The following is a 12,466-nucleotide window of genomic DNA, read 5'->3' on the forward strand; positions in this document are numbered from 1 at the left end:
TGGCGCCTTGGCGAGCATTCAACCGGCGAGGCACGCCCAACTCGTCGGCAACATGTGCCAACGCTTCGCGTGAGCAGGTGGCGATCGGCCTACGCGCGTTCGCCGTGCGGGAACGACGTGTGCGCCGGCCGCCGGAGGTCGTCGAGGTGCCGCTCGATGAAGGCGAGGTTCCGGTCGGCGAGGTGATCGAAGCGCTGCGGGACGTTCGACCCGGGCGTCAGTGACGCCATGGCCGTGTGGGGGTCGAGGTGGGCGCTGACCCAGCCCTCGTGCGAGGCGGCGCGGGCGATGACCTCGGCGATCGGAGTGACGATCATGGAGTTGCCGAAGTACGGAATGCCGGCGGGGTCGACGCCGGTGGCGTTCGCGCCGATCATGAACACGTGGTTGTCGTAGGCGCGGGCCCGATTGGTGAGCTCCCAGATGTCGGCCGAGCGCAGCAGGGCCGAGGGCCGGCAGATCACCTCGGCGCCGAGTACGGCCTCCACGCGGGCCAGTTCCGGATAGTCGCCGTCGAAGCAGATGATCAGTCCGATCTTGCCGAGCTCGGTGTCGACGACGACCGCCTCGTCGCCCACGGTCACCCAGCCGCCGGAGGGCCGGTCCTCGCCGACGAACAGGTGCGTCTTGCGGTACGTGCCGAGAACGTCGCCGGACGGGCCGATCAGCGACGCCGTGTTGTAGATCTCGCCGCGGGAGGTGCCGCGCGCGTAGGTGGGGAAGACCACGTGCACCGACATCCGCGACGCGGCCTGCTGGATCGGCTCGGCGAGTGGGCCCACCAGATCCCACAACTCCTCGGGCGGAAGAGCGGGGGTGAACCCGGTGGTAACCGTCTCCGGCAGGACGAGCAACTCGGCACCGGTGGCGTCGACGCAGCGTTCGACGTACTCGACGCACTTGTCGAGATTCGCCTTGACCGACTCGGCGGTGAGCGGGCCGGGGGTCGGTGCGATCTGGATGGCAGCTGCGGTGAACGCGCGCATGGTCCGATCCTCTCTGGTCAGCGACGGCGCGCGGCCCGGCCGGCGACCAGGCCGCCGACCAGCGCGCCGAGCAGCGCGATGCCGGCGCCGACGGCCACGCCGAGCGTGAAGTCGCCGCCCGGCAGGAGGCCGCCGGCCGGTGCGGAAACGGCATGTGGCCTGCTGAAGAGGGTGGGCGCGGCCGTCGCCTCAACCGGCAGCCCCGCCGGCGCCTCCGCCGACACCGGGGCCGGCGCCTCCTCGGCGGGTGCGGCTCCGGTCAGCACCGCGTCGACGGCGGCGAAGAACTCAGCGGCGGTCTTCTTCGCCACCCCGGCGAGGATCCGCTGGCCGACGCCGCCGATCATCCCGCCGACGACCGCCTCGGCGTCGTACGACAGCAGGGTCACCCCGTCGCCCTCGTCGGCCAACGTGACGGTGACGTCGGCCGAGACCGTGCCGGGCGCCCCGGCGCCGGATGCGTGCAGCACGAACGAGTGCGGCGCGTTCTGGTCGGTCAGCCGCACCTCGCCGGCGAAGGAGCCCTTGATCGATGCGACGCCCGCGGTGACGGTGGCTTGATATGCGTCGGGGCCGACCTGTTCGAGCGTCTCGCAGCCGGGGATGGTCCGCACCAGCACGGCGGGGTCGTTGAGCACGGCGTACACCGTCTCGACCGGGCCGTGCAGGAACGCCGTGCCGGACACCTTCATGGGCTTACCTTCCTCTTCAGGCCGGGCACCTCGCCGGCCTCGTGGCGCCGGCGCAGCTCCCACAGCTCGGACGGCGAGATCGGCATCCGGTCGATGCGGAACCCCTCCGCGTCCTCGATCGCGGCCGCGATCACTGCCGCGCCGGGGATCACGCCGGCCTCGCCGGCGCCCTTGACCCCGAGGGGGTTCAGTGGGGACGGGGTCTCGAGGTGGTCGACTTCGATCTTGGGCACCTCGGAGGCGTACGGGATCAGGAAGTCCATGTAGGAGGCGTTCAGCAGCTGACCGTGCTCGTCGTAGACGATGCGCTCGTACAGCGCCCCGCCGACGCCCTGCGCCACGCCGCCGTGCACCTGACCGGCCACGATCCGCGGGTTGATGAGGGTGCCGCAGTCGTGTACCACGCAGTACCGCAGGATCCTGATGTCGGCGGTCTCCGGGTCGGTCTCCACGATCGCGGCGTGTGCCCCGTTGGCGAACGTGGAGCGCAGCGGGGAGTAGTAGTCGGTGGCTTCCAACCCCGGCTCGTCACCCTCCTCGACCGGCGGCCGGTCGGTGCGCCCACCCACCGCGAACTGGGTGGCGCGGGCGGTTTCGGCGTCGAAGGCGTACCGCATCGGGTTGGCGAGCACCGCGACCGTCTTCAGGGGGATCTCCGCACCACCCTCGGAGCGCACCACGCCGTCGATGATGTCGAGGTCGTCGGGGGAGCAGGACAGGGCCTCGGCGGCGATCCGCAGGGCCTTGCGGCGCACCTTGCGGGCCGCCAGCGCGACGGCGTTACCGCTCATCACCGCCGCCCGGGAGGCGAACGTACCGACCGCGTACTTGAACCGCCGGGTGTCTCCGGTGACGACGGTGACGTCCTCGACCGGCACGCCCAGTTCCTCCGCGGCGACCTGCGCGAACACGGTCTCGTGGCCCTGCCCCTGGGTGGTCAGGCCGGTCGCGACGTGGACCTGGCCGTTGGTCTCGACGCGCACGTGCGCGCCCTCGTACGGCCCGACCCCGGTGCCCTCCACGTAGCAGGCCAGCCCGATGCCGACCCGGCGACCCGCGGCCCGCGCCTGCTCCCGGTAGGCCGCGAAGTCGTCCCAGCCGATCAGCTTGCGCAGCTTGTCGAGCGAGGCCGGGAAGTCGCCGGAGTCGTACACCAGCCCACGGCCGTCCTGGAACGTCAGGCCCTGGTCGAACGGCATCTCCTCGGGCTGGATGAAGTTGCGTTCGCGGACCGTCGCCCGGTCGAGGTCGAGGTGATCGGCGATCGCGTCCATCGTGCGCTCCATCGCGAACACGCCCTGCGGCCGGCCCGCGCCCCGGTACGGGGTGACCATGACGGTGTTCGTGTACAGCGAGTGGAACTCGACCCGGTACGTGCCCGGCTTGTACGGGCCGAGGAGTTGGGTGGCGGTGATGACCGGCACGATGATGCCGTACGGCGTGTAGGCGCCGTTGTCGTGCAGGAACTCGACGTCGAGGCCGAGGAGGCGTCCGCTGTCGTCGAACCCGACCCGTACGGTGTGCTGCTGGCCCCGCTCGTGAGCCGAGGAGATGAAGTGCTCTCGGCGGTCCTCGGCCCACTTGACCTCGCGGCCGAGTCGGATCGCGGCCCACGGCACGAGGATCTCCTCCGGCCACGGGTGCATGATCTTCACGCCGAACCCGCCGCCCACGTCGGGCGTGACGACCTCGACCCGGTCGACGGGCACGTTCAGCTTGTGGGCGATCGCGAAGCGCAGGGACGTGGACGTCTGGGTGGAGGAGTACACCCGAAGTGAACGGTCGTGGGCGTCCCAGCGGGCGTACACGCCCCGGCCCTCCATCGGCATCGAGGCGGAGCGTTCGATGTCGAGGTGGAGTTCCAGCTTGTGCGGCGCTGCTTCGATGGCGGCACGGGCGTCGCCGACCTCCTGGACGAGGTGCGCGGCGACGTTGTCGGGCACGTCGGGATGTACGGCGTGCTCGGCGCGGAACGCGGTGCCGATGCCGACGACGGGGGGCAGCGGCTCGTACGACACCCGGATCCGCTCGCAGACGTCCTCGGCGATGTACCGGTCGCTGGCCACCACCATCACGACCGGCTCGCCGACGTGTCGCACCACGCCGTTGGCGAGCGGATACCCGGTGCGCGGTGCGTGCAGCGCCGGGTGGGGGATGAGAACCGGCAGCGGATCGGCCACCCGGTCGTCCAGGTCGTCGTACGTGTAGATCGCCACGAGTCCGTCGACGTCGAGCGCGTCGGTGACGTCGACGTCGATGATCCGCGCGTGCGCGTGCGGGCTGCGCACGAAGGCGGCCCCTAGGGTGCGCTTGTCCCCGAGGTCATCGAGATAGCGGCCCTGCCCGGAGACCAGCCGCGGGTCTTCGAGACGCGCGATCGGCTCGCCGAACACCTTCATCGCTCGCTCCGCATGATGTCGGCGGCCTGCAGAACCGACGCGACGATGTTCTGGTATCCCGTGCAGCGGCACAGGTTCCCGCCGATTGCCTCGCGCGCGTCCGCCTCGGTCGGCTCCGGATGGTCCCGCAGGTACGCGGTGATCGTGGTGACGAACCCCGGTGTGCAGAAGCCGCACTGCAGTCCGTGGCAGTCCTGGAACGCCTGCTGCACCGGGCCCAGCCCGCCGTCGACCGCCCGGCAGCCTTCGACGGTGGTGATCTCGGCGCCGTCCACGCTCACCGCGAACAACAGGCAGGAGCGCATCGGAGCGCCGTCGACCAGCACCGTGCACGCGCCGCAGACGCCGTGCTCGCAGCCGACGTGCGTGCCGGTGAGCCCGAGATCGTGGCGCAGGCAGTCGGAGAGCAGCCGCCGCGCGGGGACCCGGACCGCCCGCTCGATCCCGTTGACGGTCAGCCGGACCTCATGCTCGGACATGTGCGCTCGCTTCCCGCGCGGCGGCCCGCGCCGCCCGGGCCGTCAGGGTGCCGACCAGGTGCCGGCGGTAGGCGGCGGTGGCGTGGATGTCATCTTCCGGCTCGACCGCGCCGGTGGCCAGCGCCCCGGCGGCTGCCCAGTCGGCGGTGTCGACGTGCTGGCCGATCACCGCTTCGGTCAGGTCGACGAGCACCGGTGTCGGACCGACCGAGATGAAGGCCGCCCTGGCGTGGACGACCCGCAGGTCGGGGTCGAGCGTCACGAGTACGCCGACACCGCAGAGCGCGTAGTCGCCGTGCCGGCGGGACAGTTCGAGCCAGGCACTGCCGGTGCCGGCCGGCGGTGTGTGGAACGTCGCGGACACGGCCAGCTCGCCGGGCCGCAGGCAGGACTCCAGCGGCCCGACGAAGAAGTCTTCCGCCGCCACGGTGCGGCGGCCGTCGGTCGACGCGAGCGTGACGCAGCCGTCCAGCAGAGCGAGGACCGCCGGCATCTCGCCCGACGGGTCGGCGTGGACCAGGCTGCCGACCGTCGTGCCCCGGTTGCGGATCGTCGCGTGGGCGACGTGCCCGGTTGCTTGGCGCAGCAGCGGAATCGCCTCGTACGCCGCGGCGTCGCGCTCCAGGTCGGCATGCCGCGCGAGCGCGCCGACCTCGACGCCACGGTCGAGGACCCGGATGTAGGCCAGTTCGGTGAGGGAGTTGATGTCGATCAGCTCGCGCGGTGCGGCCAGCCGCATGTTGAGCACGGGCACCAGGCTCTGGCCGCCGGCGAGCACCTTGCCGTGCTGCCCAGCCTCGGCGAGGACAGCGAGGGCCTCGCCGAGGCTGGTCGGCCGGTGGTAATCGAAGGACGACGGCTTCATCAGGCCCTGGGTGCCGTGCCGTCGCGGGTGGTGGTCTCGGCCGTTTCCGCGGCGCCGGCCTCGGCCGGCGGACGGGGGTCCGGGACTATCACCGTTGCCTCGGCGCGCTGCTGGTCGAGCATGTGCGGCGGCGCGATGGCGCGGACGAGGTGGTAGCAGACGACGGTGACGATCGTGCCGAGCGCGATCCCGGCGAGCTGGAACTCCTGGTTGAACACCAGCGTGGTGTTGCCGATGGCGATGATGATGCCGGCGGCCACCGGGATCAGGTTGATCGGGTTGCCGAAGTCGACCCGGTTTTCCTTCCAGATCTTCGCGCCGAGCAGCCCGATCATGCCGTAGAGCACGACGGTGATGCCACCCAGCACGCCGCCCGGCGTCGCGGAGACGATGGCGCCGAACTTCGGCGAGAAACCGAACAGAATCGCGACGAGCGCCGCGACGTAGTAGGCGGCCGTGGAGTAGACGCGGGTTGCGGCCATGACCCCGATGTTCTCGGCGTACGTGGTGGTCGGCGAACCGCCCACCGCGCTGGCGAGTGCGGTGCCCACGCCGTCGGCGGCGATCGCCTTGCCCATGACGGGGTCCAGGTCGGTGTCGGTCATCTCGGCGACGGCCTTCACGTGTCCGGCGTTCTCCGCGATCAGCGCGATCACGGCGGGCAGCACGAGCAGGATGAACGTGAGCTTGAAGTCGGGCAGGTGCCAGCCGGCGATCTCCTTGCCGTCCGGACCCGTCGAGGTCTGCGGCGGGAAGCCGAACCAGTCCGCCGACTGGACTCCGGCCCAGTTGACCCGGAAGTGCTCGGTGGTCTCGTTGGCGGCCGGGTCGAAAGAGTTGATCCTTCCGAAGACCCGGTCGAAGACCCAGGACAGGACGTAGCCGAAGATCAGGCCGAGGAAGACCGCGATCCGGCCGAGGAAGCCGCGGAACCCGATCGCCATGCCCATCACGGCGAGCATCGTCAGCAGCGCCACCCACTGGTCCTGGGGCCAGTAGATGCCGGCCACGACCGGTGCGAGGTTGAAACCGATCAGCATGACGACGGCGCCGGTCACCACCGGAGGCAGGACGCGGTGCAATGCCGGCGCGCCGAGGAAGTGGATGGCGACGCCGCACAGCGCCAGGATCAGACCGGCCACCAGGATCGCGCCGGTGACGTCCGCCGAGTCGCCACCCTGTGCCCGGATCGCCACCACACCGCCGACGAACGACGCCGAGGTGCCGAGGTAGCTGGGCACCTTGCCCTTGACGATCAGCAGAAAGCAGATCGTCGCGATCCCACTCATCATGATCGCGAGCTGCGGGTTCAGCCCCATGATGAGCGGGAAGACGAATGTCGCACCGAACATCGCTACGACGTGCTGCGCGCCCAGCCCGAAGGTGCGTGGCCAGGAGAGCCGTTCGTCCGGGCGGACCACCTCGCCCGGGGGCGGAGTCTTTCCCCCATGGACGACCCGCCAGTCCAGCAAGGCCATGTCCGCTCCTCTCTATGGCAGCTCGCGGCGACAGGCCGCGCCTGAATTGCCGATCAGGATGTGGCCCACGTCACCCGAGAATCATTGGCAATATCACGCCAACATGGCGGAGCGGAGTTGGCAAGACTTCACAGCCCGCGAATCTCGAGGACGCGTAGCGCCAACATGAGGTCGAGCCGGAGCATCGCATCGGTGGTGAACGGCCCGACCGTGCGTTCCAGTTTGCCGATCCGGTAGCGCAGCGTGTTGTAGTGGAAATGCAGCCGTCGCGCCGTCTCCGCCACGTTGCAGTTGGTTTCCAGCAGCACGGCCAGGGTGTGGCGCAGGTCGGCGTTCTCGGCGTTGTCGGCGACCAACTCGCCGAGCACGTCGGCGACGAACCCGCGCAGTTCCTCACCGTCCTCGATGAGCGACAGCAGCCGGTGCACGCCCAGCCGGTCGAAGCTGGCTCGCGCGCCGTTCCCGTGCAGCCGCCGGCCGATCCGGACCGCCGCACGCGCCTGCTCGTAGGCTTGGGCAAGCTCCTGCGGCGCGGCGGCGGCCCGCGAGACGCCGAGCGAGAACGAGCGCCGCCCGCCGCCGCCGTCGCCCTTGACCAGCCGGACCAGCTCGGCCACCAGCCGGTCGATGTCGCCGTCGGCGGGAAGCCCGAGCAGCACCACGACCTCTCGGTTGAAGTTGACGACCGCCGCCTGCGGGTCACGCCAGCGCACGACGCCCTGCCAGGCGGCGGCGAACCGCTCCTGGATCGGCCGGAGCTGCGGCGCGGACGTGGCAGGCGGCACCGCATCGGGGTCCAGCTCGGCCACGACGACGACCGACGGGCGGTCGATCTCCCAACCGAACGCGCGGGCGTGCGTGACCGCGGCCGGAAGGTCGTCGACTCGGCCGGCCAGCAGGTCGCGCAGGAAATCGGCCTGGTACTTGCTCTCCACCGCGGCCACCGCGAGCTTCTTGGTGATCGCCAGCGCCGCCACGGTCGCCGCCCGCTCCAGGTGATGGACGTCGGCGTCGGTCAGCGGAGTCCGTGGGTCGGCCGGGAACGCCACGATCCGGCCGTGGTCGACCCGACCGGCGACGATGGGTACGACCGTGTGCTCTCCCTCGGACTCGACCAGGAATCGACCCGACGGGTCGAAGCCGGTCGGGATCTCGCCGGCCCGGGCGAGCACCCGGCCGTCGGGCGTGGTGATGAGCGCCGGCCCGCCGAGCAGCCGGGTCAGCTCAGTGGCCAGATCGGTGAGGTCTCCGCCGTCGAGCACCACCGACACCAGCGCGCGGTGCACCTCCTCGCTGCGGGCGAGCACCGCCGCCTGCCGGTTCAACAACTCGCCGTGCACCTCGTTGAGCACGTCGGCGAAGCCGGCGTCGGGCGGGACCTCGAGGATCGGGAAGCCCCGCCGATCAGCCTCGGCGAGCATCGCGGCCGGCACCTCGTCGAGATACCGGTGCAGCTTGATCGCCAGCGCCGCCAAGCCGCGGTTGTCAAGCTCACCGACGAGGCCGACAAGCGCCTGCGGATCCTCGCGGAGCGGGTAGCCGGTTGTCAGCAGTAACTCGTTCGGCTTGACCCAGGGGAGGATGTCGGGCACCTCCATCACATTGAGGTACCGCACGATCCGATCCAGGCCGGCGGCGCCGGCGAGTACCTTGGCGCCGGCCAGCGACGAAACGCCGAGAATCTCCTGTACCCGTAGGCCCAGCGCGGGGGCGACCCGGTCCAACTGGGCGACTTCAGCCGAAGGATCGCCAAGACCTTTGGCAGGTTCTACCATCCGCGCACTGTAGCCGACTCACCTACCTTTCAGGGGTCCTCAGGAGGTGGGCGTGCAGCACTTTCCGGTCGCCGCCGCGGTGTCGGTCGCCCCGGTGCTGCGCGGCCCCCGCCGGCTCGTCGCGGTCGCCGCTGTCACCGACCGGGCGGTCTATCTGGACACCGGCGACCCCGACTGCCCGGCGATCTGCTTGGTCACGTCGAGCGCCGTCCGGGTGCCGTGCGCGCTCGTCCTCGGCGACTGCGCGCCACCGCCGGACGTGACGGTCGGTGACACGGGGCTCGTCGGCGGTGGTCAACTCGTGCTGGGCGGTGCGGCGTACCGGCCGGCACGGTGGTGGCGGCCGGCGCGCCCGGCGCGAACCGTCGGTGCGGTGCCCGCCGCGCATCTACCTCCGCTCGATGCCGGAACCTCCGGCGCTGTGGCCCGGCTCGCGCGGGATCTCGCGAGCGACGCGCCGCTCGCCGGGCCCGTCACCGCGCTGCTCGGGCGCGGTCCCGGACTGACACCGCTCGGCGACGACGTCCTCGCCGGAGCGCTCGTCGCGCTCGTCGCGGCCGACTCCCCGGCCGGGGCCCGGTTGGCAGCCGAGACAATTCAACGGGCGCCGCACCGGACGACCTTCGTCTCCGCCGCGCTGCTGTGGCACGCCGCACGCGGTGAATGCGTGCCGGAACTCGCCGCCCTCATCGCCGGCGCCCCGGGCGCGACCGAGGCGCTGCTGCGCGTCGGCCATACCTCCGGTGCCGGTCTGGCGCACGGGGTATGCGCCGCCCAGCCGCCCCTTCACGAGGTGAGCGTGAGCGCGAGGAACGCAGCGAAGCGGAGTCCCGCAGTCGCGAACGAGGGCAGGACCGTGAGCGCGAGGAACGCAGCGAAGCGGAGTCCCGCAGTCGCGAACGAGGGCAGGACCGTATGAACCATGTCGAACTGCGGCGCGGCGCCTACCGCGACTCGGTGCGCCTCATGCAGATCAGCCAGGCCCTCACCGGCACCCCGGGAGTGTCCGCCGGATTCGTCGCGATGGCCACCCCACTCAACGTCGACCTCGCGGCCGGCATGGGGTTCACGCCGCCGCCGGACGCGACCGCGAACGACATGCTCATCGCGGTTGCCGCTGTCGACGACGAATCGCTGCGGGCCGCTCTCGCCCGCCTCGACGTCGAGTTGAACAGCACGCCGGTACCGGGCACATCAGGAACGCCCATCGTCGCGCCGCGTACGGTGGGCTCCGCCGTACGGCGGCTCGGGGCGAACCTGACGCTCGTCTCCACCCCCGGCCGGTACGCGTTCGCCGACGCGATGGACGCGCTCGACGCCGGTACCTCGGTGATGGTGTTCTCCGACAACGTATCGGTCGCCGAGGAGATCCGGCTCAAGGAGGTGGCCGCCCAGCGTGGGCTGCTGGCGATGGGCCCCGACTGCGGTACGGCCGTCATCGGCGGCGTCGGGCTCGGGTTCGCGAACGTCGTACGTCCAGGCCCAGTGGGAGTCGTCGCCGCGTCCGGCACCGGCGCCCAGCACCTGACGACCCTGCTCGACGCGGCGGGGGTCGGCGTGTCGCACGTCCTCGGCGTCGGCGGCCGCGACCTGTCCGCGGCGGTGGCCGCGCGGGCCACCCTCGCCGCCCTCGACATGCTGGACGCCGACGTGGCGACCGAACTGATCGCGGTGATCTCCAAGCCCCCGGCGCCCGATGTCGCGGCGCGGGTACGGGAACACGCGCGGCGCCTGGCGACACCGGTGGAGTTCGCGCTGCTCGACGCGGGTGAACCCGACCTGACCGAGGTCGCCGCCCGGGTACTGCGCCGAATCGGCGCGCCGGTCCCGTCGACGTGGCCGGCCTGGCTGCCGCCCGCGCTGCCCGCGGTGACCGGACCGGCGATCCGTGGCCTGTTCTCCGGCGGGACGCTGTGCGACGAGGCGATGCTGATCGTCAGTGGCGCGCTCGGACCGGTGCGGTCGAACATCCCGCTGCGGCCCGAGTGGGCGCTGCCGGGCGACCTGCGTGCAGACGGTCACGCGATGATCGACTTCGGGGACGACGTGCTGACCCAGGGCCGCCCACACCCCATGATCGACGGCAGGCAGCGCCTCGACCGGCTCACTGCCGAGGCCGCCGACCCGGCGTGCGGGGTCGTGCTGATGGACGTCGTACTCGGGCATGGTGCACACCCGGACCCGGCTGCCGAGCTGGCGCCGGCGATCGCCGCGGTGCGTGTCCCCGTCGTCGTGTCGCTGGTCGGTACGGCCAGCGACCCGCAGGGCCTGCAGCGGCAGGCGTCGCTGCTGCGCGGCGCCGGGGCCGCCGTCTACGCCTCCAACGCCGACGCGGCCCGGCGCGCCGTCGAACTCGTGAACTCGGAGTCTGGCCATGGTTGATCTCGCCGCCGAACCCCGGATCGTGACCGCCGGCGTGAGCCTCCTCGACGAGGCGCTCGCCGCGCAGGCCGTCGCGCATCTACCGGTCGATTGGCGGCCGCCACTGCCGGGCACCGACCAGGAGCTCGCCCGGGTCCTCGGCGACCCGCGCCGCGCCGCCGCGAACGCCGTGGCCGCCGAGCGGATGCTCGCGGCGGGCGCGACCCTGGTCGACGTGCTCCCCGCCGCGGAGGTCGTCGGGCTGCGACCCGGGGAGTTCTGCCACGCCGGGCCGCCGATCACCTGGGAGCGCGCGTCCGGACCGCTGCGTGGCGCGCTGATCGGCGCGATGCTCTTCGAGGGCCTCGCGGGATCACCGGACGAGGCATCGTCGCTGCTCGCCGGCGGGAGCGTGCCGATCGAGCCCTGTCACGCCCGGGGCGGGGTCGGGCCGATGGCCGGTGTCGTCTCGCCGTCGATGTGGGTGTTCGTGTTCCGCGACGAAGCGCACGACCGCACGAGCTGGTGCACGCTCAACGAGGGGCTCGGCAAGGTGCTGCGCTACGGCGCCTACGCACCCGAGGTGATCGACCGGCTCCGCTGGATGTCCGCCGTACTCGGGCCCGCATTGCAGGCCGCCGTGCGGCGCAGCGGGCCGATCGACGTCAAGGCGATCATCGGGCAGATGGTCCAGATGGGCGACGAAGGCCACAACCGCAACCGCGCCGGCACGCTCATGCTGCTCCGCGACCTGCTTCCGCATCTCGTCGACGCCGGCCTGCCGTCCACCGACGTCGCCGCGGTCGCCCGCCTCATCGGCGGCAACGACCACTTCTTCCTCAACCTCGTCATGCCGGCCGCGAAGCTGCAGACCGCGGCCGCGGCGAACATCCCCGGCGCCACGGTGGTCACCACCATGGCCCGCAACGGCACCGACTTCGGCATCCAGGTCTCCGGTACGGGGGACGCCTGGTTCACCGGCCCAGCCGGCGTGCCGTCCGGGCTGTTCCTGGGCGGGTACGGGCCTGACGACGCCAATCCCGACATCGGTGACTCCGCCATCACCGAGACCGCCGGGCTGGGTGGCTTCGCGATGGCCGGCGCGCCGGCGATCGTCCGGTTCGTCGGCGGCACCGTGCCCGATGCGGTCCGTACCACGTCCGAGATGTACGAGATCACCGTGGCGGAGAACCCCGCGTACGCGCTGCCGGTCCTCGAGTTCCGGGGCGCGCCGACCGGCATCGACGTGGCCTCCGTGGTCCGCACCGGCCTGCTTCCCCAGATCAACACCGGCATCGCCGGTCGGGTACCCGGTACCGGCCAGGTCGGCGCCGGCCTGGTGCAGCCGCCGGTCGAATGCTTCACGACCGCGCTGTCCGCCCTCGCGTCGGCCGCACCGCCGATGTAGGCAGCGGTCATCCGCCTGCGGGC

General features: G+C 71.7%; 10 protein-coding genes. 3 read left to right on the top strand and 7 right to left on the bottom strand.

Annotation, left to right across the window (positions count from 1 at the left end):
* Window positions 1-89 precede the first annotated feature (89 nt).
* The 7 genes from GKC29_RS15045 to GKC29_RS15075 all read right to left on the bottom strand — a co-directional run bounded on the left by GKC29_RS15045 (window position 90) and on the right by GKC29_RS15075 (window position 8,674).
* On the bottom strand, window positions 90-986 hold the full coding sequence (locus GKC29_RS15045; RefSeq protein WP_155331430.1) for a carbon-nitrogen hydrolase family protein: 897 nt from the start codon (window positions 984-986) through the stop codon (window positions 90-92).
* Window positions 987-1,003: 17 nt separating this feature from the next.
* Window positions 1,004-1,678 carry a carbon monoxide dehydrogenase subunit G gene (locus tag GKC29_RS15050; protein WP_155331431.1) on the bottom strand — a complete coding sequence of 225 codons (675 nt, stop codon included), beginning with the start codon at window positions 1,676-1,678 and terminating at the stop codon, window positions 1,004-1,006.
* Window positions 1,675-4,077 (bottom strand): aerobic carbon-monoxide dehydrogenase large subunit, encoded by a 2,403-nt coding sequence (gene cutA / locus GKC29_RS15055; protein ID WP_155331432.1) that lies wholly within the window; start codon window positions 4,075-4,077, stop codon window positions 1,675-1,677. Before cutA ends, GKC29_RS15050 begins: the two co-directional genes overlap by 4 nt.
* Window positions 4,074-4,556, bottom strand: coding sequence for a (2Fe-2S)-binding protein (locus GKC29_RS15060; RefSeq protein ID WP_155331433.1), 483 nt, complete (start codon window positions 4,554-4,556; stop codon window positions 4,074-4,076). Before GKC29_RS15060 ends, cutA begins: the two co-directional genes overlap by 4 nt.
* Window positions 4,543-5,421 (bottom strand): xanthine dehydrogenase family protein subunit M, encoded by an 879-nt coding sequence (locus GKC29_RS15065; protein ID WP_155331434.1) that lies wholly within the window; start codon window positions 5,419-5,421, stop codon window positions 4,543-4,545. The genes GKC29_RS15060 and GKC29_RS15065 overlap by 14 nt, the downstream gene beginning before the upstream one ends.
* Window positions 5,421-6,899, bottom strand: coding sequence for a uracil-xanthine permease family protein (locus GKC29_RS15070; protein ID WP_155331435.1), 1,479 nt, complete (start codon window positions 6,897-6,899; stop codon window positions 5,421-5,423). The genes GKC29_RS15065 and GKC29_RS15070 overlap by 1 nt, the downstream gene beginning before the upstream one ends.
* Window positions 6,900-7,027: 128 nt before the next feature.
* Window positions 7,028-8,674: a PucR family transcriptional regulator gene (locus GKC29_RS15075; protein ID WP_155331436.1), complete on the bottom strand. Its 1,647-nt coding sequence runs from the start codon at window positions 8,672-8,674 to the stop codon at window positions 7,028-7,030.
* Window positions 8,675-8,726: 52 nt separating this feature from the next.
* On the opposite strand from GKC29_RS15075, the gene GKC29_RS15080 reads away from it, so the two are divergent.
* From GKC29_RS15080 to GKC29_RS15090, 3 genes are read left to right on the top strand one after another with little or no spacing between them, the layout of a single operon-like run.
* Window positions 8,727-9,593, top strand: coding sequence for a DUF2877 domain-containing protein (locus GKC29_RS15080; protein WP_196255612.1), 867 nt, complete (start codon window positions 8,727-8,729; stop codon window positions 9,591-9,593).
* The gene (locus tag GKC29_RS15085) at window positions 9,590-11,056 is read left to right on the top strand and encodes an FdrA family protein (RefSeq protein ID WP_155331438.1); all 1,467 of its coding nucleotides are present in this window, start codon (window positions 9,590-9,592) and stop codon (window positions 11,054-11,056) included. Before GKC29_RS15080 ends, GKC29_RS15085 begins: the two co-directional genes overlap by 4 nt.
* On the top strand, window positions 11,049-12,443 hold the full coding sequence (locus GKC29_RS15090; RefSeq protein ID WP_155331439.1) for a DUF1116 domain-containing protein: 1,395 nt from the start codon (window positions 11,049-11,051) through the stop codon (window positions 12,441-12,443). The genes GKC29_RS15085 and GKC29_RS15090 overlap by 8 nt, the downstream gene beginning before the upstream one ends.
* Window positions 12,444-12,466: the final 23 nt, after the last annotated feature.

It is taken from the genome of Micromonospora sp. WMMC415 (genome assembly GCF_009707425.1).
GTDB lineage: Bacteria > Actinomycetota > Actinomycetes > Mycobacteriales > Micromonosporaceae > Micromonospora.